This is a genomic window from Aminobacter carboxidus, from assembly GCF_014863355.1.
Lineage (GTDB): Bacteria > Pseudomonadota > Alphaproteobacteria > Rhizobiales > Rhizobiaceae > Aminobacter > Aminobacter carboxidus.
Map to the genome: position 1 here is coordinate 1,578,910 of NZ_JACZEP010000001.1, position 22,087 is coordinate 1,600,996.

The 22,087-nt window shown below is 62.3% G+C and carries 21 protein-coding genes; 12 read left to right on the forward strand and 9 right to left on the reverse strand.

Annotated elements, in window-relative coordinates:
- Positions 1–14: 14 nt before the first annotated feature.
- On the reverse strand, positions 15–515 hold the full coding sequence (gene coaD / locus IHE39_RS07495) for a pantetheine-phosphate adenylyltransferase (protein WP_192565982.1): 501 nt from the start codon (positions 513–515) through the stop codon (positions 15–17).
- A 208-nt stretch (positions 516–723) separates the two neighbouring features.
- Between coaD and IHE39_RS07500 the strand changes: the two genes are divergently transcribed.
- Entirely contained in the window at positions 724–876 is a 153-nt protein-coding gene (locus IHE39_RS07500) for a hypothetical protein (RefSeq protein ID WP_192565983.1), read from the forward strand.
- Between the two features lie 111 nt (positions 877–987).
- Here the strand turns inward: IHE39_RS07500 and gyrA are convergent, their stop codons facing one another.
- The gene (gyrA, locus tag IHE39_RS07505) at positions 988–3,807 is read right to left on the reverse strand and encodes a DNA gyrase subunit A (protein ID WP_192565984.1); all 2,820 of its coding nucleotides are present in this window, start codon (positions 3,805–3,807) and stop codon (positions 988–990) included.
- 251 nt (positions 3,808–4,058) lie between these two features.
- On the opposite strand from gyrA, the gene IHE39_RS07510 reads away from it, so the two are divergent.
- From IHE39_RS07510 to IHE39_RS31225, 3 genes are all read left to right on the forward strand, one after another.
- Positions 4,059–4,688, forward strand: coding sequence for a MarC family protein (locus IHE39_RS07510; protein ID WP_184767681.1), 630 nt, complete (start codon positions 4,059–4,061; stop codon positions 4,686–4,688).
- 212 nt (positions 4,689–4,900) lie between these two features.
- Positions 4,901–5,113 (forward strand): nucleotidyltransferase domain-containing protein, encoded by a 213-nt coding sequence (locus tag IHE39_RS31220; RefSeq protein WP_434781287.1) that lies wholly within the window; start codon positions 4,901–4,903, stop codon positions 5,111–5,113.
- A gap of 129 nt (positions 5,114–5,242) precedes the next feature.
- Positions 5,243–5,455 (forward strand): hypothetical protein, encoded by a 213-nt coding sequence (locus tag IHE39_RS31225; protein ID WP_434781288.1) that lies wholly within the window; start codon positions 5,243–5,245, stop codon positions 5,453–5,455.
- 19 nt (positions 5,456–5,474) lie between these two features.
- Here the strand turns inward: IHE39_RS31225 and IHE39_RS07520 are convergent, their stop codons facing one another.
- Together IHE39_RS07520 and ssb are read right to left on the reverse strand one after the other, a co-directional pair.
- Positions 5,475–6,374: an HNH endonuclease gene (locus IHE39_RS07520; RefSeq protein WP_192565985.1), complete on the reverse strand. Its 900-nt coding sequence runs from the start codon at positions 6,372–6,374 to the stop codon at positions 5,475–5,477.
- A gap of 268 nt (positions 6,375–6,642) precedes the next feature.
- Positions 6,643–7,233: a single-stranded DNA-binding protein gene (ssb, locus tag IHE39_RS07525; RefSeq protein ID WP_192565986.1), complete on the reverse strand. Its 591-nt coding sequence runs from the start codon at positions 7,231–7,233 to the stop codon at positions 6,643–6,645.
- A gap of 499 nt (positions 7,234–7,732) precedes the next feature.
- Here ssb and IHE39_RS07530 point away from each other — a divergent pair, with 499 nt between their 5' ends.
- The 3 genes from IHE39_RS07530 (at position 7,733) to IHE39_RS07540 (ending at position 12,860) form a co-directional block, all read left to right on the forward strand.
- Positions 7,733–7,927 carry a hypothetical protein gene (locus IHE39_RS07530; protein WP_192566081.1) on the forward strand — a complete coding sequence of 65 codons (195 nt, stop codon included), beginning with the start codon at positions 7,733–7,735 and terminating at the stop codon, positions 7,925–7,927.
- Positions 7,928–8,790: 863 nt separating this feature from the next.
- Positions 8,791–11,712, forward strand: a complete 2,922-nt coding sequence (gene uvrA, locus IHE39_RS07535; RefSeq protein ID WP_192565987.1) for an excinuclease ABC subunit UvrA — start codon at positions 8,791–8,793, stop codon at positions 11,710–11,712.
- A gap of 347 nt (positions 11,713–12,059) precedes the next feature.
- Positions 12,060–12,860: a DUF72 domain-containing protein gene (locus IHE39_RS07540; RefSeq protein WP_246470528.1), complete on the forward strand. Its 801-nt coding sequence runs from the start codon at positions 12,060–12,062 to the stop codon at positions 12,858–12,860.
- A 15-nt stretch (positions 12,861–12,875) separates the two neighbouring features.
- Here IHE39_RS07540 and IHE39_RS07545 read toward each other — a convergent pair whose 3' ends face one another.
- Positions 12,876–13,502 carry a TetR/AcrR family transcriptional regulator gene (locus tag IHE39_RS07545; RefSeq protein ID WP_192565988.1) on the reverse strand — a complete coding sequence of 209 codons (627 nt, stop codon included), beginning with the start codon at positions 13,500–13,502 and terminating at the stop codon, positions 12,876–12,878.
- 138 nt (positions 13,503–13,640) lie between these two features.
- Between IHE39_RS07545 and IHE39_RS07550 the strand changes: the two genes are divergently transcribed.
- Complete coding sequence (locus IHE39_RS07550; protein ID WP_192566082.1) at positions 13,641–14,387, forward strand: SDR family NAD(P)-dependent oxidoreductase; 747 nt, start codon at positions 13,641–13,643, stop codon at positions 14,385–14,387.
- Positions 14,388–14,637: 250 nt separating this feature from the next.
- Here IHE39_RS07550 and IHE39_RS07555 read toward each other — a convergent pair whose 3' ends face one another.
- The gene (locus tag IHE39_RS07555; protein ID WP_192565989.1) at positions 14,638–16,134 is read right to left on the reverse strand and encodes an NAD(P)H-hydrate dehydratase; all 1,497 of its coding nucleotides are present in this window, start codon (positions 16,132–16,134) and stop codon (positions 14,638–14,640) included.
- 322 nt (positions 16,135–16,456) lie between these two features.
- On the opposite strand from IHE39_RS07555, the gene IHE39_RS07560 reads away from it, so the two are divergent.
- Together IHE39_RS07560 and glnA are read left to right on the forward strand one after the other, a co-directional pair.
- The gene (locus IHE39_RS07560; protein WP_055976860.1) at positions 16,457–16,795 is read left to right on the forward strand and encodes a P-II family nitrogen regulator; all 339 of its coding nucleotides are present in this window, start codon (positions 16,457–16,459) and stop codon (positions 16,793–16,795) included.
- Positions 16,796–16,844: 49 nt separating this feature from the next.
- Complete coding sequence (glnA, locus tag IHE39_RS07565; protein ID WP_184767674.1) at positions 16,845–18,254, forward strand: type I glutamate--ammonia ligase; 1,410 nt, start codon at positions 16,845–16,847, stop codon at positions 18,252–18,254.
- 110 nt (positions 18,255–18,364) lie between these two features.
- Here glnA and IHE39_RS07570 read toward each other — a convergent pair whose 3' ends face one another.
- From IHE39_RS07570 to IHE39_RS07580, 3 genes are all read right to left on the reverse strand, one after another.
- A complete protein-coding gene (locus IHE39_RS07570; protein ID WP_192565990.1) occupies positions 18,365–19,936 on the reverse strand; it encodes a GMC family oxidoreductase in 1,572 nt (523 codons plus the stop codon).
- 50 nt (positions 19,937–19,986) lie between these two features.
- Positions 19,987–20,520, reverse strand: coding sequence for a gluconate 2-dehydrogenase subunit 3 family protein (locus IHE39_RS07575; RefSeq protein ID WP_184767672.1), 534 nt, complete (start codon positions 20,518–20,520; stop codon positions 19,987–19,989).
- Positions 20,521–20,589: 69 nt separating this feature from the next.
- Positions 20,590–20,985, reverse strand: a complete 396-nt coding sequence (locus IHE39_RS07580; RefSeq protein ID WP_184767671.1) for a VOC family protein — start codon at positions 20,983–20,985, stop codon at positions 20,590–20,592.
- A 211-nt stretch (positions 20,986–21,196) separates the two neighbouring features.
- Here IHE39_RS07580 and IHE39_RS07585 point away from each other — a divergent pair, with 211 nt between their 5' ends.
- Both IHE39_RS07585 and IHE39_RS07590 read left to right on the forward strand, forming a co-directional pair.
- Positions 21,197–21,502, forward strand: a complete 306-nt coding sequence (locus IHE39_RS07585) for a ribbon-helix-helix domain-containing protein (RefSeq protein WP_184767670.1) — start codon at positions 21,197–21,199, stop codon at positions 21,500–21,502.
- Between the two features lie 289 nt (positions 21,503–21,791).
- Positions 21,792–22,046 (forward strand): hypothetical protein, encoded by a 255-nt coding sequence (locus tag IHE39_RS07590; RefSeq protein WP_192565991.1) that lies wholly within the window; start codon positions 21,792–21,794, stop codon positions 22,044–22,046.
- The last annotated feature ends 41 nt before the right edge of the window (positions 22,047–22,087 follow it).

The window sequence follows — 22,087 nt, forward strand, 5'->3', positions numbered from 1 at the left end:
TGGATACTCCGGGATTATTTCGCGAACTTGGCCTTGAGTGCGCCAACGACCGCCGCCGGCACGAACGGGCGAATGTCGCCGCCCATCGAGGCTATCTGGCGGACAAGTGTGGCGGTAATGGTGCGAACCGATGGGCTTGCGGGCAGGAAAACCGTCTGCAGTTCCGGCGCCATGGTCTCGTTCATGCCCGCCATCTGCATTTCATAGTCGAGGTCGGTGCCGTCGCGCAGGCCGCGGATCATAATCGAAGCGCCTTCCTTGCGCGCGGCGTCGATCACCAGACCGTCGAAGGCAACAACTTTGATGCGGCTGCCATCGGCGCCAAACTCCGCCCGCGTTGCTTCCTCGATCAGCACGACGCGCTCTTCGAAGGAAAACAGCGGCTTCTTGCCGGGGTGGATGCCGATTGCCGCATAAACGACGTCAGCTACCGCCAGCGACGCCTTGAGCACGTCGAGATGGCCGTTGGTGAGCGGGTCGAACGACCCTGCGTAGATGGCAATGCGATCAGTCATGGGCTGCTTCTAGAACATCGGCGCCAAAGGTGGAAGCGCACTTTTTGCCGCCAACTGGGCCCGGAACCGGCCGGAAATTGGTTTACGAGATGAATGCGGGATGAACGGCAATCTCAGGATCAGTTCAAGCGGATGTGAATAGATAGCCGCTATAACAGATGAAACCAAACGGCGTCTCGTCCGTTGTTTCCAGCAGGAGAACAGCGCCATGATGATCTACATGCTCGCCGCGGCCATGACTCTGGCCATGCTTGTCGCCACAGCTTTCAGCCTTCATCAGGAGGCCCATCGCGTCCGCACCAAGGTGCAGACCGCGCGCGTGCAGCTTCCGGGCTGGCGCAATAGGCGCGCCCCGCGCTGAACAGTTTCTGCCCCTCCAGGCAAAAGCGGCGCCTCGGCGCCGCTTCTTTCTCTTCATCATTTTCCCTGCCTAACGCCTTGAACAGACTTGCTGTTCGGCGTCCAGGCGAGATCAGCCCTCGCTCGCCGGAGCGTCGCCGTCGGCAGTCCCGCTAGGCGGGGTACCATTGAACGACGCCTCGCCATCCGAAGCCTCGTCGCCGTCATCCTCGCCCTGCGGTTCGGAAATCCGTTCCACCGACACAACCTTCTCGCCATCGGCGGTATTGAAGATGGTCACGCCCTTGGTGGCGCGGCTGGCGGTACGGATGCCGTCGACCGGCACGCGGATGACCTGGCCGCCATCGGAGACGAGCATGATCTGGTCGTCATTGCCGATCGGGAAGGTGGCAATGAGCTTGCCGATCTCCGCCACCTTCGACACGTCGGTGGCGCGGATACCCTTGCCGCCGCGGTTGGTCAGGCGGAAGTCATAGGACGACGAGCGCTTGCCGTAGCCATATTCGGTGACCGTCAGCACGAACTGCTCATGCTGGGTCAGGAACTGGTAGCGCTCCTCGGAGATGTCAGCCTCTTCGCCGACTTCCTCGTTGGTCAGCGCAATGTCCTCATCCTCGCCCGCCACAACACCGGCGGCCAGCCGACGCTCGGCGACAGAACGCTTGAGATAGGCAGCACGCTCAGCCGGGCTTGCTTCGACATGCTCGATGATCGCCATCGAGATGACGCGGTCGCCCTCGCCCATGCTGATGCCGCGCACGCCGACCGAATTGCGACTCTGGAAAACGCGCACGTCGTCGACGCGGAAGCGTATGCACTGGCCGGAATCGGCGGTCAGAAGCACGTCGTCATTGTCGGTGCAGGTTTCGACGCCGAGGATCTCGTCGCCTTCTTCCTCCAGCTTCATGGCGATCTTGCCGTTGCGGTTGACCTGAACGAACTCGCTGAGCTTGTTGCGGCGAACCGTGCCGCGCGTGGTGGCAAACATCACGTCGAGTTCGGCCCAGCTTGCCTCGTCCTCGGGCAGCGGCATGATCGTGGTGATGCGTTCGCCCTGCTGGAGCGGCAGCAGGTTGATCAGAGCCTTGCCGCGAGACTGCGGATTGCCGATTGGCAAGCGCCAGACCTTTTCCTTGTAGACGATGCCGCGCGAGGAGAAGAACAGCACCGGCGTATGCGTGTTGACCACGAACAGCCGGGTGACGAAATCCTCGTCCTTGGTCGACATGCCCGAGCGGCCCTTGCCGCCGCGGCGCTGCGCCCGATAGAGCGACAGCGGCACGCGCTTGATGTAGCCGGAATGGCTGACGGTGACGACCATGTCCTCGCGCGGGATCAGGTCCTCGTCTTCCATGTCCGAGCCGGCATCGGTGATCTCGGTACGGCGCGGTACGCCGAATTCGTCACGCACGGCGATCAGCTCGTCCTTGACGATCTGCTGGATGCGCGCCCGCGACGACAGGATGTCGAGATAATCGGTGATCTCGGCGCCGATCTTATTGAGCTCGTCGGCGATTTCATCGCGGCCAAGTGCCGTCAGGCGCTGCAGGCGCAGCTCGAGGATGGCGCGCGCCTGCTCTTCCGACAGATTGTAGGTGCCGTCGTCGTTGATACGGTGACGCGGATCGTCGATCAGCTGGATCAGCGACTCGACGTCGGAAGCCGGCCAACGCCGGGTCATCAGTTGGTCGCGCGCCGTCTGCGGATCGGGCGCGGTACGGATAAGCTTGATCACCTCATCGATATTGGCAACCGCAATGGCCAGGCCGACCAAGACGTGCGCGCGGTCGCGCACCTTCTTGAGCAGGAACTTGGTGCGCCTGCTGATCACGTCTTCGCGGAAGGAAACGAACGCCTTCAGCATGTCGAGAAGCGTCAGCACTTCCGGCTTGCCGCCGTTGAGCGCCACCATGTTGGCGCCGAATGACGTCTGCAGCGGCGTGAAGCGATAGAGCTGGTTGAGGATCACCTCGGCATTGGCATCGCGCTTGAGCTCGATGACGACGCGGTAGCCCTGGCGGTCGGACTCGTCGCGAATGTCGGAGATGCCCTCGATGCGCTTGTCGCGCACGAGCTCCGCCATCTTCTCGATCATCGAAGCCTTGTTCACCTGATAGGGAACTTCGGTGATGATGATGGCTTCGCGATCGTTGCGGATCTGCTCGATGTTGACCTTGCCGCGCATGACGACAGAGCCACGCCCGGTCGAATAGGCGTTGTAGATGCCCGACCGGCCCAGGATGAGGCCACTGGTCGGGAAATCAGGACCGGGGATGATCTCCATCAGATCGGGCAGATCAATCGCCGGGTTTTCCATGACGGCGATGGCGCCGTTGCAGACCTCGACCAGATTGTGAGGCGGGATGTTGGTCGCCATGCCGACGGCGATGCCGCCCGCACCATTGACCAGCAATGCCGGGAAGCGCGCCGGCAGGACGCGCGGTTCCCGACCAGAGGCGTCGTAGGTATCCTGGAAATCGACGGTATCCTTGTCGATATCCTCGAGCAGTTCGTGGGCGACCTTGGTCAGGCGCGCTTCGGTGTAGCGCATCGCCGCCGGCGGATCGCCATCGATCGAACCGAAATTGCCTTGCCCGTCGATGAGCGTGACGCTCATCGACCAATCCTGGGCCATACGCACCAACGCGTCGTAGATCGAGGCGTCGCCATGCGGGTGATATTTACCCATCACGTCGGCGACGGGGCGCGCCGACTTCACATATTTGCGGTTCCAGTGATAGCCGCTCTCATGCGAGGCGTAGAGGATGCGGCGATGCACCGGCTTCATGCCGTCGCGCACGTCGGGCAGCGCGCGGCTTACGATCACGCTCATCGCGTAATCGAGGTAGGAGCGCTGCATCTCCTCGATGATGGAAATCGGCTCGATGCCGGAGGGACCGTCAGGTCCGCGCGGTGATTTCTGGTCGGTCAACTCTGATCACGCATGTTGGGAATCATTTGCTCCTTATATAGGAACGGCCCGCGATTGACCAATTCTGGGCGCGCTTTTCCAACGCTGATTTTTCACTCGAAATCAACAGGATAGCCGCCAACAGTCGATCCGCGACAGTCTGTCCGGCGGCTCCGCCAGCCTTTGCAAGCGCATGACACCGCAGTCACGAACAAGACCTCTGGCGTTGCGGCCCGCCTCGGGTTAGCCTGCGTCCGCCGGGGAGACATCGGATGCCGTTTTTCGACAGTGTTTTCAATGCCTTCGTCACCATTCTCGTGACCATCGACCCGCCCGGCCTGGCGCCGCTGTTTCTCGCCGTTACCCGCGGCATGAACCGCGAGCAGCGGCTGCAGGTGTCGATGCGCGCCAGCATCATCGCCTTCATCGTGCTGGCAGTGTTCGCGGTGGCGGGTGCGGCCATCCTCACCGTCTTCGGCATCACGCTGCCGGCCTTCCGCGTCGCCGGTGGTTTCCTGCTGTTCTTCATCGCCTTCGAGATGGTTTTCGAGAAGCGCCAGGACCGCAAGGAGAAGATTTCGGACGTCGCAATCACCCGCGACCACATCCACAACATCGCCGCCTTCCCGCTCGCCATCCCGCTGATCGCCGGACCCGGCGCCATCTCTGCGACCGTCCTGTTGTCGGGCTCGTTCCAGGGCCTGGCCGGACAGGCAGCGCTGGTGCTGATCATCCTGGCTTGTCTGGCGCTGACCTATCTGGTGTTCATCCTCGCCGAACGCATCGACCAGTTCCTCGGCCAGACCGGCCGCTCGATCCTCACCCGCCTGCTCGGCGTCATCCTCGCCGCCCTTGCCGTGCAATTCGTCGCCGACGGCATCAAGGCGCTGATGGCGATGTGACGCCCACAGTTCGCCGCCGACGACGTCAGCGGCACTCGTGGTGGCGCAACGCCAAGGCAACAGCAGACATATCCGTGAAATGACCAAGCCAATCGACCACGACGCGCAGTGCGCTTGGCATCTGGCACAATTGCCCAGCCGCCTCGCAGGCATTCCCACGAAATGACCAACCGTACGCCAATCTATCACGGCGCATGGTGCGCCCGGAATCCGTGGGACTGGCCAGCCGCCTCGCGGGCGTCTCCCGGCCATGGTGCATTGTCGGCGGATGGGCACTCGACCTCTGGCACGGCCACCAGAAGCGCGACCACGAGGATCTGGAATTCACCGTTCTGCGCAGCGACCTGCCCGTTTTCCGCAAGGCCCTCACCGGCATGAACTTCCATACCGCGGGAAGCGGTGTCGTCGAGCATCTGTCGTTGTAAAACGACCCGCCTGCCGAAATCTCGCAGATCTGGTGCCTGGATATCGAGCGACCCTGCTGGCGAGTAGACATGATGATCGAGGACGGCACGCAGGACCTGTGGGTCTAAAAGAGAAATCCGGCCATCGCCGTGCCGCGCGCCAACATCGTCGCCACGACGCCGAACGATATTCCATACCTCAAACCGGTTGCAGTCCTGCTATTCAAGGCCAAGTACCAGCGCCCTAAAGACGAAGCCAACTTCGAAAACGCCCTGCCGAAACTGCAGCGATCAGAGCGCGCCTGGCTGAAGGATTGTCTCGACATGCGCCACCCTGGGCATGAATGGACGGGCCTATTCTGATCCGCCGTCGCCGAGCTGCCTACTGCTTGAAGCAGTGTTCGCGATGCCATTGCAGGAAGTTCGGATGCGGACGGTCGCGCAGGTGCTGTGGGCCGATCGCTCGGCCGGAGCGATTGACGATGCCCTTAATACCATCGGGATCGTTCGCCTGCCGGGAGATCAAGATATCAAGATCATCAGACAGACTGATGAGACCTCGGTCGAACATCCAGTGGGCTGTTCCGGATAGAGCGATGCCGTTGCTGACGACGTCCGGCCCGTCCGCCTCGACGGGGCGAATGTGAGCCGCCGCGACTTCCGCTCGGCCGCCACCGTTGATGAGCTTCAATCCGGTGATCGCGCAGCGCTCCTCATAGGCACGCAGAACGATCTTTCGGAAGACGCGGTCGCGAACGATGCGGGACGTCAGCAACTGAGTTCGCTCGCGGCTCTCCTCAAAGACGAAAGGTGCCTGCTCTTCAAAGAAGCCACTGACTGGCAACGCCGGATCGACTCTGGGAAGCAGAAGCTCAGCTTGATCAAGTCCCAACCTGACGATGCGACTGAAATCGCTTGCCGAAAGTGGTCTCACCGCTGCCTGGGCACGACCGGAAATTCGTCCGTCGTCATTGAGGACCCCACGTTCAATCACCCCATCAGCGTCACTGAACGGAACAGGGTTGGCAAATTCGAGATAGGTTCCAGCTTCGATAAGCGCGAGAAACATGCTCTCAGCGCCGGGATCCGGGATGACCTGCTGCACCTTGGCGACAGCGAAATATCCTCGCGTGTCGGCGACCTTGCGCGGCTCGTAATAAATGATCCAGTCGCCGATGCAGCCTCGCACCCTACCCAGATACTGGGCTGGAAATTGATACCGTTCAGCCGGACTGTCGTCGTAAATCGAATCCGATCGGTGAATGAAGACCCCGTACCCCATTCGCCTCAGTAACGCGGCGCAGCAAGATTCGCGAGAACAGTCGCTCGCGAAATCCAAAGATCGATTTATCTGTTCTTTATTACCCGCCTCGGCGACATTGCAGGCTAGAGCCAGTCATACCTGCCGGCGGTGAACCCAGGAAGCATGGCACGGTCACGCCATGCACAACCTTGTGTCGTGGCGCTGGCGCGGGGATCTTCGCGCGCCAGGCATCGAGCCGTCGAGGCCGGCGTTCGACGATGTCGACAGCCAGCCCGCTTGACCATGATCAGAACGGAATTTCGTCGTCGAGGTCGCGCGAACCGCCGCCACCGCCCTGGCCACCGCGATTGCCACCGCCGCCGCCACCAAAACCACCGCCACGGTTGCCGCCGCCATAGCTGTCGGTCGGGCTCGACTGGCCGAAGTCGGAACGACCACCGCCACCGCCATAACCGCCACCCTGGCCGCCGCCATAGCCGACCTGGCCACCGCCGCCACCACCACTGTAGCCGGCGTCGCCGCCCTGGCCGCGCGCGTCGAGCATCTGCAGCTCGCCACGGAACTTTTGCAGCACGATTTCGGTGGTGTAGCGCTCGATGCCGTCCTTTTCCCACTTGCGGGTCTGGAGCTGGCCTTCGATGTAAACCTTCATGCCCTTCTTGAGGTACTGCTCGGCGACCTTGGCGAGATTGTCATTGAAAATGACGACCTGGTGCCACTCGGTCTTTTCCTTGCGCTCGCCCGAATTCTTGTCGCGCCAGCTTTCCGAGGTTGCGATCCTCAGGTTGACGACCGGCTCGCCCGAGTTGAGCCGACGAATCTCGGGATCAGCGCCCAGATTGCCGACCAGAATGACCTTGTTGACGCTACCTGCCATGACACCGCTCCGCGCTCGTCCGAAACCAAATTCCAGAAAATGTGAGGGCGTACACTAGCCCATAGCACCCGTAACCCGCGCCCCCTGCTGGCGGAAAACCTGATGCCGTCCACAAGTCATTTTTGTTCTTATTTTGTTCTACCGTTAATGATTGAAAATGGCAAGAGGCCTCGTATCAAATGCAAGCGGGCCGCCCCTTCCGGACGGCCCGCCAGCTTTTCGGTGTCAGTAACAGGGCTTACGCCTCGCCCTGCATACGGTCCTTGAAGAAATCGAGATGCTTGCATTGTGCCTCGATCATCTTCTCGCGCTAGATGCGGTAGATCACGTCGGTGTCATGCAGCGTCGAAGCCGGTTGGAGCGGCTGGTGGTGCAAGCCCTGCGCTGTCTTGTGGACGAGCCAGTTTGGCAGGAGGTCGACGGCACCGGCTTGCGGCGTCGGCGGGCATCCGCGAAAACTGTCGCCATTGCTCCACGGCAACTCACTGAGGAGGATCCGTTGATCGCCGCTTATATCGACGAATTTATCATGCTTTGCGCCGGCGCGTGGATGACGGCTGTGGGACTTGGCTATGTCGAGCTGCCGGTGCCGCCCAACCAGCCATGGCTCGCCAACCTGGTGCGCCAGTTCAAGTGGACGGGACCGCTGCTGATGCTGATCGCCATTGTCCTGGGCATCGCTGCGCCATCCTGACAAAAGCGATGCGCGTCGCCGAAATCCACGAAACCTCGATCCCCATCTCCCGCCATGCCGACCCGGCAATCGCCTCGGGCGGCCTGACGACAAGCAGTCTGCATGATCGATCGATTGTGCAAGGGGAGTGATTGCAACCGCGCAGCACAGACCGGCGAGACCCGAAACAGGTCTCACTGCAGAAAAAACAGAAAGTTGGCCCCGCCGCTCCCAGGAGCGCACGGGGCCTTATGTCGGGTTATACCCTTGACCGCCGGGAGTGGTTTACCGGCTTTACTCTCTCGGATGCTTCGTGGCTCTCAGCCAACGATCCGACCAATGGTTTCAAATTGTCGGGGGATCAACAGGTCGGGGTTTGCATGAGGCTTTTCGCGAAGGGAAAGCCAAGCACCTGCGCCTGCTGAGGTTCCGTCTTGTTAGCGGAACCCTTTGGGACTGTCCGGTGGAGTCATGCCTAGCTCCTTCGTCAGTTGCGCCATGTGTTCGCCTGCTGCTCAACTCGCGTGTCTGCGGCGTCTCGCAGACCGACCGTAGCATGGTGAGGAGCCCTCAAGGAGGCTCAGCCTCAGGCGACATCAGCACTCTGCATCCCTGATTCCGCTACGTCAACCACAACATTGTTAGTCGGGAAAAATGTGATCGAAGGCCGGATTCGCGAGCTCGGCTTCGAGCAATGCTCCTGCCATAACGTTGTCAGGAGGGCGTTCGGCCTTTGTTCTTTCCACTTGCCCCTGCCCGCCAAAGGCGCTTAAACGCATTTGGTTACGGTGCCTCTCGACCGGGCGGCGAAAATACCTACATGAGGGGGTGGCCGGGCTAACCCGCCACCCAAGCAATTCCAGATTTGAGGCGGCGGCGCGGCAATGGCCGATCACAAGTATATTTCCATTCGCGGTGCGCGCGAACACAATCTGAAGAACGTCGATCTCGACCTGCCACGTGACAAGCTGATTGTCATGACTGGCCTTTCAGGCTCGGGCAAATCCTCGCTCGCCTTCGACACCATCTATGCCGAAGGCCAGCGCCGCTATGTCGAGAGCCTGTCGGCCTATGCCCGCCAGTTCCTCGAGATGATGCAGAAGCCCGACGTCGACCAGATCGACGGCCTGTCGCCGGCAATCTCGATCGAGCAGAAGACGACGTCGAAGAACCCGCGCTCGACCGTCGGCACCGTCACCGAAATCTACGACTACATGCGCCTGCTTTTCGCGCGTGTCGGCGTGCCCTATTCGCCTGCCACCGGCCTGCCGATCGAGAGCCAGACCGTGTCGCAGATGGTCGACCGCGTGCTCGCGGTCGAGGAAGGCACCCGCCTGTTCATCCTGGCGCCGATCGTCCGTGGCCGTAAGGGCGAATACAAGAAAGAGCTGGCCGAGCTCCAGAAGAAGGGTTTCCAGCGCGTCAAGATCGACGGTGCCTTCTACGAGATCGGGGAAGCCCCTGTTCTCGACAAGAAGTACAAGCACGACATCGACGTCGTCGTCGACCGCATCGTCGTCCGTGCCGACCTCGCCACGCGTCTGGCCGACTCGATCGAGACCGCGCTCAAGCTGGCCGAGGGCCTGGCCGTCGCCGAATTCGCCGACAAGCCGCTCGACGCCAGCCAGACGGGCGCGGATTCGGTCAACAAGTCCGCCAACGAAACCCACGAACGCATTCTTTTCTCGGAGAAATTCGCCTGCCCGGTGTCGGGCTTCACCATCCCCGAGATAGAACCGCGGCTGTTTTCCTTCAACAACCCGTTCGGCGCCTGCCCGGCTTGCGACGGCTTGGGCAACCAGCGCGCCATCGATCCGATGCTGGTCGTACCGGAAGACCATGTCTCGCTACGCGAAGGTGCGGTTGCACCCTGGGCCAAGTCGACCTCGCCCTATTACACCCAGACACTCGAAGCCCTCGGCAAGGTCTACGGCTTCAAGATCGGCGACCGCTGGCGCGATCTGTCGACGGAAGCGCAGGAAGCCATCCTGCGCGGCACCGGCGCCAAGGAAATCACCTTCAACTATGACGACGGCCTGCGTTCCTACAAGACGACTAAGACCTTCGAGGGCGTGATCCCCAATCTCGAGCGGCGCTGGAAAGAGACCGAATCCGCCTGGATGCGCGAGGAGATCGAGCGCTTCATGTCGGCCACGCCCTGCCCGGCCTGCGCCGGCTATCGCCTCAAGCCGGAATCGCTGGCGGTCAAGGTCGGCGGCAAGCACATCGGCGAAGTCACCGAACAGTCGATCCGCAAGGCCAATGCGTGGTTTGAGGAACTGCCGGCGCTGCTCAACGACAAGCAGAACGAGATCGCCGTCCGCGTGCTCAAGGAAATCCGCGAGCGCCTGCGTTTTCTCAACGACGTCGGCCTCGAGTATCTGACGCTGTCGCGCAACTCCGGCACACTGTCGGGCGGCGAAAGCCAGCGCATCCGGCTGGCGTCGCAGATCGGCTCGGGGCTGACAGGCGTGCTCTACGTGCTCGACGAGCCATCCATCGGCCTGCACCAGCGCGACAATGCCCGCCTGCTCGACACGCTGCGCCACCTCAGGGACATCGGCAATACCGTCATCGTCGTCGAGCACGACGAGGACGCGGTGCTGACCGCCGACTATGTCGTCGACATGGGCCCGGCCGCCGGCATCCATGGCGGCCAGATCATCGCCGAAGGCACGCCGCAGCAGGTCATGGCCAACCCGAACTCGATCACCGGCAAGTATCTGTCGGGCGAGCTCGAGATCGCGATCCCGGCCCAGCGCCGCGAGCTGAAGAAAAACAAGCGCATCAAGGTCGTCGGCGCGCGTGGCAACAATTTGAAGGACGTTACCGCCGAGATCCCGCTCGGCACCTTCACCGCCGTGACAGGCGTGTCGGGCGGCGGCAAGTCGACCTTCCTGATCGAGACCCTATTCAAGGCGGCGTCGCGCCGCATCATGGGCTCGCGCGAGCATCCGGCCGAGCACGACCGCATCGAGGGCCTCGAATTTCTCGACAAGGTCATCGACATCGACCAGTCGCCGATCGGCCGCACGCCGCGCTCCAACCCGGCGACCTACACCGGCGCCTTCACCCCGATCCGCGACTGGTTCGCCGGCTTGCCGGAAGCCAAGGCGCGCGGCTACCAGCCCGGCCGCTTCTCCTTCAACGTCAAGGGCGGCCGCTGCGAGGCCTGCCAGGGCGACGGCGTCATCAAGATCGAGATGCACTTCCTGCCCGACGTCTATGTCACTTGCGACGTCTGCCACGGCAAGCGCTACAACCGCGAAACCCTCGACGTGCTGTTCAAGGGCAAGTCGATCGCCGACGTGCTCGACATGACGGTCGAGGAAGGCGTCGAGTTCTTCGCTGCCGTGCCCGTCGTGCGCGACAAGCTGATGACGCTCAACCAGGTCGGCCTCGGCTATATCCATATCGGCCAGCAGGCCAACACGCTGTCCGGCGGCGAAGCCCAGCGTATCAAGCTCGCCAAGGAGCTGTCGCGCAAGGCAACCGGCAAGACGCTCTACATTCTGGACGAGCCGACCACCGGCCTGCACTTCCACGACGTCGCTAAGCTGCTCGAAGTGCTGCACGAGCTCGTAGACCAGGGCAACACCGTCATCGTCATCGAGCACAACCTTGAGGTGATCAAGACCGCCGACTGGGTGCTCGACCTCGGCCCTGAGGGCGGCGACGGTGGCGGCGAACTCGTCGCCTCCGGCCGGCCCGAAGACATCGTCGCCGAACCGCGCAGCTACACCGGCCAGTTCCTCAAGGAACTGCTCGAACGTCGCCCGCGCGGCAAGCAGGAGGCGGCGGAGTAGTCCACCACCATGGCAACGAGCGAGCCACGTGAACACGCGCGAGGCGAGACATTCGCGGAGATTCCAGGTGCCCGCGACCTAATCGATTGGTTTGGCTTCGCGCCGCATTTTCACGATGCCGAGATACTTGACATTGAATTGTCGTCCAAGCGGTCCGGGCACCTAGCCGGCTACCTCGCAAATAAACAGTAAATCCGGCTGAGGTGTCGGCACGATCCGTAGACGATCGGCACCGGATTTCGCCGGGTTGCTGTGTCAGGATAGTTTCCCTTGATATCGTTCGCGGCTTTGACGCCCCTGCACCTTCAGCTAGAAAAGGCCGCACTGACGCAGCAAGGGATAGATCGATGAGTGGAAACATCCGGGCAGGCATGGGCGGCTGGACGTTCGAGCCCTGGGAAGGCACCTTCTATCCCGAAAAGCTGTCCAAGGCGAAGCAGTTGCAGTTCGCCAGCAGCCACGTGCCGACGATCGAGGTCAACGGCACCTATTATTCGTCCTTCAAGGAGCCAACCTTCCTGAAATGGGCCAGCGAGGCCCCCGACGGTTTCGTCTACGCGCTCAAGGGCAACCGCTTTGTCACCAACCGCCGCGTGCTCGCCGAAGCCGGCGAATCGATGATGCGGTTTTTGGGCTCCGGCGTTGCAGCACTCGGCGACAAGCTCGGGCCGATCCTTTGGCAGTTCGCGCCGACCAAGAAATTCGACGAAGACGATTTTGGCGCCTTCCTCAAGCTTCTGCCGGAAAAACAGGACGGCGTGACGCTGCGCCACGCGGTCGAGGTGCGGCACGATTCCTTCGTCGTCCCGGAGTTCGCAGCACTCGCCCGGAAGCACGGTGTCGCCATCGTCTATGCCGACCACGCCAAATATCCTGCGATCGCTGACGTCACCGGCGATTTCGTTTATGCGCGGCTGCAGACGGGCAGCGACGACAACCACGACTGCTACACGCCGGAAGCACTCGATGCCTGGGCCGAGCGGGCGAAAGTCTGGGCTGCCGGCGGCACCCCAGATGACCTGCCCCGCGCCGATCCGGGCACCGAGGCACCGGTCAAGCCGCGCGACGTGTTCGTCTACTTCATCACCGAAGGCAAGGTCCGCGCACCTTTCGGCGCGATGGCGTTCATGAACAGGGTCAACGGCTAAGCAGGTTTTGCAACGTCAGGCTTCGACGCTGCGTTCGGAGCCTGCCGTCAGTGCGCCCCAGGCCGCCATCGCCCCATCGGCGACAGCCAGCAGCGCCTCGCGCGAGGCGCCATCCCGGGCCTGCACCGACATGCCTTGCTGCACGGCGAGGAAAAATGCCGCGATGGCGTCGCAATCGACTGTCTCGGGCAGTTCACCCGCAGCCACCGCCTGTTTCAGCCGGCCGGCCAAGTCGCGCGCGCTCGACATGCGGCGCTCGCTGAGATCACGGAACACCTCGACATTGGTCTCACTGACATTGAGCGCGCCCAGCACAATCAGGCAGCCCTTGGGGTCGCCCGGTTCACTGAACGCGCGTGCCGACGCGCGCAGGAAATCGGCGATCGCATCCCTGGCGCTGCCGGGCCGCTCGAAAGCACCCCAGATCTCGAAACCTTCCGTGGCGCCATAGAGATCGACAGCCTCGCGAAACAACGCTTCCTTGCTGCCGAAGGCGGCATAGAGGCTGGGCGAGTTGATGCCCATCGCCACGGTCAGGTCCGAAAGCGACGCGCCGTCATAACCCTTTTTCCAGAACACCCGCATCGCCTGCCGCAAGGCTGCATCGCGGTCGAAGCTGCGCGGACGACCCTTCTGAGACATCTGAAACCTTTCTGTTATGATCGATACATAATACCCTTGACGCATGCAGGCAAGACTGCCATCTCTTTTGTATCGTTCAATACAGAAAGACAAATCATGTCCTCCCCAAGCGTTACGAAAGAACTCTCCGGGCTCAAATTGTCCGGACTGGAACTGGCCGGCAAGGTCGCCCTGGTGACCGGCGGTAGCCGTGGCATTGGTGCTGCCATTGCGATCCAGCTCGCCACATCAGGCGCCGACGTCGCCCTGACCTATGTCCGCTCTGCGGAAAAGGCCGAAGCCGTCGTCGGGCAGGTCGAAGCCCTTGGACGGCGTGGCTTGGCGATCCAGGCCGACAATGCAGATGCCGCAGCCGTCGAGGCGGCCGTTGCCGCCACCATCGCGGCGTTCGGGCGCCTCGACATCCTGGTCAACAGTGCCGGCATCTGGCACGCCGGAACCATCGACACGGTGACGCTCGAACAGCTCGACGAAACCATGGCGGTCAATTTCCGTGCGCCCTTCATCGCCTCCAAGGCGGCGGCCGGCGTTATGCATGAAGGCGGCCGGATCATCTCGATCGGCAGCAACCTGGCCGACCGTGTGCCTTTCGAGGGCATAGCGCTGTATTCGGCCAGCAAGGCGGCGCTCGTCGGCCTGACCAAGGGGCTGGCGCGCGACCTCGGCCCGCGCGGCATCACCGTCAACGTCGTCCATCCCGGCTCGACCGAAACCGACATGAACCCCGCCGAGGGTGACGTCGCCGACTACCAGCGCAGCCTGATGGCGATCCCGCAATTCGGCTCGCCAAACGACATCGCCGGCCTTGTGACATGGCTCGCCGGCCCGCAAGGCCGCTTCGTCACCGGCGCCGCCCTCACCATCGACGGCGGTACCAACGCGTAAGTGCTTCCTCTCAGCTCTCTGCGTCTGCCACCTTGCGGTGCGCGTGGCCGGACGTGGAGAGGTTTTCCAAGCACTTCGTCTTTCATAGCAGCCGCGACTGATACGGGTTCCGAATTTTAGGCCCGCATCATTCCGCCCCCCTCAGGCCTGCCGCCCAGAGGGGGTGGGAAGATCGCAACGGCAAAGGGCACGACACCTAACGCCCACTTGTCAGCAATTCTGTCACCAATCCGCCGGAGAAAGCGCGCCCTCACCCACTCAACCCCGCCACCACCTCCCTCAGCGCCAGCGGCAGGTCCTCGGCGATCAGCCCGGGCCCGAAGCGTCTTGCCGCCTCGGCGTGCATCCACACCGCAGCACAGGCTGCTTCGAATGCCGGCATCCGCTGCGCCAGAAGGGCGGCAACGATACCCGACAGCACATCGCCCGACCCGGCGGTCGCCAGCAGCGGGGTGCCGTTGGTGTTGATTGCCGCACGCCCGTCAGGCGCGGCAATCACGGTGTCAGGGCCCTTGTAGATGATGATTGCCTGCGCGCGCCTCGCCGCCGCCCGCGCTCGCTCGAGCTTGGACAGCGAACCGTTGGCGGCGATCTCGGGAAACAGGCGTCCGAACTCGCCATGATGCGGTGTCAGCACCAGCGCCGGCTGCCCCCGCTTTCGCACTTCGAAGAACGCGGCGCGCCGGTGCGACAGCGAGCTGATGCCGTCGGCGTCAAGCACCAGCGCGCCGAAGCGACCCTCGGCGACCGACATCAGTTCGAGCGCGAACCGCCCGACCTCGGGCTCGGCGCCAAGGCCGGGCCCGTAGACCAGCACCTCGGGCTTGCGCGCATCGAAGAAGGCCAAGGCATCCTGAAGCGTGTCGGAACGCCTGAGGATGATCGAGGTCAGGTGCGCCGCATTGGCAACGAGTGAGGCACCCGGCGACAACACCGTCACTGCGCCCGCCCCTGCCCGGGCCGCCGCCATCGCCGACAGTCGCGCAGCACCCGTGGCCGACGGGCCGCCGGAGAAGACGCCGACATGGCCGCGGCTGTATTTGTGGGCATCTTTTGCCGGCGACGGAAAATGCGGCCGCCACCAGGATGGGTCGTTTTCGAAACTACGCGCGGCGGTGGCGGCAACGGTCGCATCCGATACGCCGATGTCGGCGACGATGGTTTCGCCGCACAGCGCCCGGCCGGGATAGAGCAGATGGCCGGGCTTCTTGCGGGCAAAGGTCACTGTCAGCGTCGCCGCGAAGGCATTGCCCAGCACCTCGCCGGAGACACCCGACACGCCGGAAGGCAGATCGACGGCGACGACCGGCACGCCAGCTGCCGCGGTTCGCGTTATCGCCTGCACGACGTCGCCGTCGAGCGGCCTCGACAGCCCGGCGCCATAAAGCGCGTCCACGACGATCGAACCTGTTTCGGGCGCGAAGGCGGCCAATGGCTCCACAGCGATGGCGCATTCGGCAGCGGCCAGCGCCGCATCGCTGCCCTTGCGCGGCGCGCCGGTCGCGACAAGCCTGACGGCAACACCGGTTTCGGCCAGCAGGCGTGCCACAACATAACCGTCGCCGCCATTGTTGCCTGGGCCGCACAGGACATGAACGGTTCGCACAGCCGGAAACCGCTTGAGCACGAGAGCAGCGACAGCCCCTCCGGCCCATCGCATCAGGCCGATGCCGTCCACCGGCCCGGCAGCGATGGCCAGCCGATCGGCCTCGGCCATCTCATCAGGGGTCAGCAGTTCAAACGCCATGGCGGTGTTCCCGGATGAATCCTGACAAGCGAGTTAGCACGCCGCAGGCGCTACGCCCAAACGGTGGTGCCACCTTTCAGTCACGTACAAATCATAGGCATGTTGCTGAATTTTTGTGCATGCCGGCCGGCGGCAAAACGATGAATTTTTGTGCGCATCTCGACCGGACGGTCAAAATCGGCTCCAATCGCCCACGTCTTCGGCTGCCTTCAGGGCAAACCGAACAAAGTTGCCGTACCCACTCGACTTGGCACGCTTCGTGCTTGAAGTTGCGCGAGTGGGTGCATCACCCCTGAGTTACGGCAGTGGAGGCCATATCCGCATGAAAAAAATCGAAGCGATCATCAAGCCGTTCAAGCTCGACGAAGTGAAGGAAGCGCTCCAGGAAGCCGGCCTGCAGGGCATCACCGTCACCGAAGCCAAGGGTTTCGGCCGCCAGAAGGGCCACACCGAGCTCTATCGCGGTGCCGAATATGTTGTCGACTTCCTGCCCAAGGTGAAGATCGAGGTCGTTCTCGGCGACGAATCGGTCGAGGCGGCCATCGAGGCGATCCGCAAGGCGGCCCAGACCGGCCGCATCGGCGACGGCAAGATTTTTGTCTCCAACATCGAGGAAGTCGTTCGCATCCGCACCGGCGAGACCGGCGTCGACGCCATCTGACCTCGCGAAAAATTCTCGTTTCAACGTCATCAAGACAGGAAAACCCCACATGACGACAGCCAAAGACGTACTGAAGCAGATCAAGGACAACGACGTTAAGTTCGTTGACCTGCGCTTCACCGACCCCAAGGGCAAGCTCCAGCACGTCACCATGGACATCGCTGAAGTCGAAGAAGAGATGTTCGCCGACGGCGTCATGTTCGACGGCTCGTCGATCGCCGGTTGGAAGGCGATCAACGAATCCGACATGGTCCTGATGCCCGACCTGGACACGGTCCACATGGACCCGTTCTTCGCCCAGTCGACCATGGTCATCCTGTGCGACATTCTCGATCCGGTTTCGGGTGAAGCCTACAACCGCGATCCACGCGGCATCGCCAAGAAGGCCGAAGCCTACCTCAAGGCCGAAGGCATCGGCGACACCGTCTATGTCGGTCCGGAAGCCGAATTCTTTGTCTTCGACGACGTCAAGTACAAGGCCGACCCCTACAATACAGGCTTCAAGCTCGACTCGACCGAACTGCCGTCGAACGACGACACCGACTATGAGACCGGCAACCTCGGCCACCGTCCGCGCGTCAAGGGCGGTTATTTCCCGGTCCCGCCGATCGACAGCTGCCAGGACATGCGCTCCGAGATGCTGACCGTGCTGACCGAAATGGGCGTTCGCGTCGAAAAGCACCACCACGAAGTCGCGGCCGCCCAGCACGAGCTCGGCGTCAAGTTCGACACGCTGGTCCGCAACGCCGACAAGATGCTGATCTACAAGTATGTCGTGCATCAGGTCGCCAACGCCTATGGCAAGACGGCCACCTTCATGCCGAAGCCGATCTTCGGCGACAACGGCTCGGGCATGCACGTCCACCTGTCGATCTGGAAGGGCGGCAAGCCGACCTTCGCCGGCAACGAATATGCCGGCCTGTCGGAAAGCTGCCTCTATTTCATCGGCGGCGTCATCAAGCACGCCAAGGCGATCAACGCCTTCACCAACCCGCTGACCAACTCCTACAAGCGCCTGGTCCCCGGTTATGAAGCCCCGGTGCTGCTCGCCTATTCCGCGCGTAACCGCTCGGCTTCCTGCCGCATCCCGTTCGGCAACTCGCCGAAGTCCAAGCGCGTCGAAGTCCGCTTCCCCGATCCGGGCGCGAACCCCTACCTCGCATTCGCGGCCCTGCTGATGGCCGGCCTCGACGGCATCAAGAACAAGATCCACCCTGGCCAGCCGATGGACAAGGATCTGTACGACCTGCCGGCCAAGGAACTGAAGAAGATCCCGACCGTTTGCGGCTCGCTGCGCGAAGCGCTCCAGAGCCTCGACAAGGACCGCGGCTTCCTCAAGGCCGGCGGCGTCTTCGACGACGACCAGATCGACTCGTACATCGAGCTCAAGATGGCCGAGGTCATGCGCTACGATATGACCCCGCACCCGGTCGAATACGACATGTACTACTCAGTGTAAGAGACGGAATATAAAGTAAAAAAGCCCCGGAGCGATCCGGGGCTTTTTTGTTTGGCGTGGCTGCGATCGACAAAGTCGCGACCTGCCGCGGAGGATGCGTCGCCAAACGATCAGATGCTCTTCGCGCTCATCTGCTCGGCGATGTAGTCGGCCTGGCGGATGGCCAGCGTCACGATGGTCAGCGTCGGGTTCTCAGCCGCACCCGTGGTGAACTGGCTGCCGTCGGAGACGAACAGGTTCTTGATGTCGTGCGTCTGGCCCCATTTGTTGACCACGCCGTCAGATGCCTTTTCGCTCATGCGGTTGGTGCCAAGATTGTGGGTCGACGGATAAGGCGGCGTCGGGAAGGTCCTGGTTGCGCCGACGGCGTCGTACATCGCCATGCCCTGCTTGTAGGCATGGTTGCGCATGGCGACGTCGTTTGGATGGTCGGTGAACCAGACGTCGGGGATCGGCATGCCGTATTTGTCCTTGATCTCGCCATGCAGTTTCACCGCATTCTGCTCCTGCGGCATGTCCTCGCCGACGATCCACATCCCGGCCATCTTGTCGTAGTGGTCGAGTGCCGTCGTGAACGAGCGGCCCCAGCCGCCGGGATCGAGGAACGCCGCCATGAACGGCAGCCCGAGCGCCAGGGTTTCGAGTTCGTAGCCGCCGACGAAGCCGCGCGACGGATCGTGCCTGGCCTCGTCACGGACGATGCCAGCCATGGTGGTGCCGCGCCAGAAATGCACCGGCTTGTCGAAGATCGCATAGACCGAGCCGGTGGTATGGCGCATATAGTTCCTGCCGACCTGCCCTGACGAGTTGGCAAGGCCATCCGGAAATTTGGCCGACGCCGAGTTGAGCAGCAGCCGCGGGCTTTCGATGGAATTGCCGGCGACACAGACGATGCGGGCCTTCTGGCTCTGCATCTTGCCGTCTTTGTCGGCATAAACGACGTTGGTCACCTTGCCGCTGTCATCATGCTCGATCTTGAGCACATGGCTGCCAGGCCTGACCTCCAGCTTGCCGGTCGCCTCACCCTTTGGAATCTCGGTGTAGAGCGTCGACCATTTGGCGCCCCATTTGCAGCCCTGAAAGCAGAAGCCGGTCTGCTGGCAGCCCATGCGGCCGTCGCGATCCGCCGAATTGATGGCCATCCGACCGGTATGGCACTCCTTGTAGCCGAGCTTGTCGGCGCCGGCCTTGAATACCTTGAAATTGTTGTTGCCGGGCAGGCCTTCGATGTCGTTGGTCCGAGTTACGCCCATCTTGTCTTCGGCCTTGGCATAGTAAGGCTCAAGGTCGGTGAGCGTGAGCGGCCAATCGAGCAGGTTGGCGCCTTCGACCTTGCCGTAGTTGGTCAGCGTCTTGAATTCATGCTCCTGAAAGCGCAGCGACGCGCCGGCCCAGTGGGTGGTCGTGCCTCCGACCGCCTTGACGATCCAGGCCGGCAGATTGGGAAAGTCCTTGTGGACGCGCCAGCCACCACCTGTCGTGCGGTTGTCCAGCCAGGCGAGCTGGCCGAAGGAATCCCATTCGTCGTTGATGAAGTCGTCATATTCGATGCGCGGTCCGGCTTCGAGAATGACGACGTCGATGCCCTTCTGGGCAAGTTCGTTGCCGAGCGTACCGCCACCGGCGCCGGAGCCGATGATGACGACGACGCTGTCGTCGTTGAGACCATAAGGTGCAGGCATGTTTTTCCTCCCGGGAATGCTGAAAAGGCTGCGTTCGCGACTGGGGCCGGTCAGAGCCACTCGATGTCGTCGAAGCCGCGCGCGATGTATCCGCCCTTGGAGTAGGATTCGCCCTCGTAGCCGAAGATCGGCCACAGCTCCTTCTGGTTATAGAGCCCGACGACCAGGCCTCCGCGGATCGCCTGAAAAAACGGCGTGTCCTCGATCTGCCGGAGAATGGAGACGCGCTGGTCCTCCCAGCCAAGGCCTGTGTAACCGCCGGCACCAGCCTTCCGGTCGAGATCGGCGATGCCGTTTTCGATCAGCTCCTTGTGGGCCGGATCCTTCCCGGCCAACTCGTCATGGCTCTTGATTGCAATGGCGTAGAACCTGTCCGGTACCTGGTCGTGCGGATAGATGTCGCGTGCCAACTGGATAAGCGTCGCCACGGTTTCGGGTTTCAGCGCAGTGCTTTCCAGCCCCCAGGCTTCGCCAGTGCTGAGCACCGCCGTACCGCTGATGATCAGCAGCGCGCCGGCGGCACTGCCGCGCTTAAGCAGTTCACGCCGCGACAGGCCGGCCCTGCCTTGGTAGATCGTCACCATGATTTCCTCCCTTGCTTGCTATGCGCTCTTTAGCGCTTGGCTGGCGCGGCGCTCCTCCGCCGCGGCATGTCACTTGAAACGGCCGCTCCTTTGCAAAACCTCGATCTTGTAGCCGTCTGGATCCTCGATGAAGAAGAAGCGGGCGAGCGGGGTGCCGCCCGGCGCAAAGTCGACGATGTCCTTGGGGCTGAGCCCGGCAGCGACCATACGGGCGCGCTCGGCGTAAAGATCGGCTACCGACACGGCGAGATGGCCATAGCCATCGCCCAGGGCGTAGGGCTCGGCCCTGCCCTTGTTAACAGTCAGTTCGACCTCGAACGTGGTCTCGGGGTTGCTAAGGTAGATCAGCGTGAAGGTCTCGAAATCGAGCCTTTCGGCGATCTCAAGACCGAAAGCCGTGTGATAGAACGAAAGCGAGCGCGCTTCATCGAGCACACGCACCATGGAATGGATTGCCTTGGCCATTCGCCCTCCTGGCAGTTGGAACAGGAGGATTATGAATCGGCGCGGACCCAAGTGGTGGCAGCCCGTTACCACGCTTGCCTAGGCATAGTTTGCTACCCAGGGACGAATGCAAACGAATGCATGGTTGCGATGGCGTGCCGTTGGGCCGATGATGGCGCTCAAGAGCCAGCACCGGTGCTTTCAGCCGGGGCAAGCCATCGGGAGGATTGATATGTGCAAGGTATTCGCCGGACAGGATCCGAAGGGCTATCGCCAGATCAACCGGTCGATCCGGATTGCCGGGCATTCGACCAGTATCCAGTTGGAGGCAACGTTCTGGGACCTGCTCGACGAGATCGCCGCCGCGCAGGAGCTGACGACGCCGAAATTCATCTCGAAGCTCTATGACGAGGCGATTGAGATCAATGGCGAGATCCCCAACTTCGCCTCGATGCTGCGCACGACATGTGCCCTTTATCTGCGCGGCCACAAGCCCGCCACGGACGAGGTGGCTGCATTAAAGCGCTACGCGGCCTGATACGGCACTGACCCCGCTGGTCGCGACAATAAGAACCGGTTCTTTCGCCACTGGCAGTCCCCCCAACGCTGCTCGTGCAATCCCGCTCAGAAGTCCCGGCAGCCGTCGGCCAGACGCACTTGCGTGGCGCCGGCGATGCGCCCGTCTGCGAAGCGATAGATTTCACGATTGAGGACAGGCCCGTCCTCGAAATCGTAGCATGCCCTCACTGTTGCGGAGTCGGCAGTTGAAGACGTGACCTTGTAGCGAACCTCTACCTTGGACAGCGCCTCGCGCCTATCCGGAGATGGTGAAGCAGGGCTTTGAGGATCTCATCACCCGCTTTCCAGCGCCCAGCAATATGAACCGCTATGCCGACATGCTGGAATGGATGGGCAACACCGAGGCGCTCGCCGATCTGCTCGAAACGCGTTTCCGCTGGATCGTTCCAGAAATCTGGTATGGCGAGACCACCGAAGATCAGTTCGAATACGCCTTTGCGACGCTCCAGGAAGCAGACGCTGTCTTGAAAAGCCGGCGCGATGCCGAACAGCCCGAGGCGTAGTCACCGACCTTTGTTCAACTCAGCATCCTTGTGCTGCCATT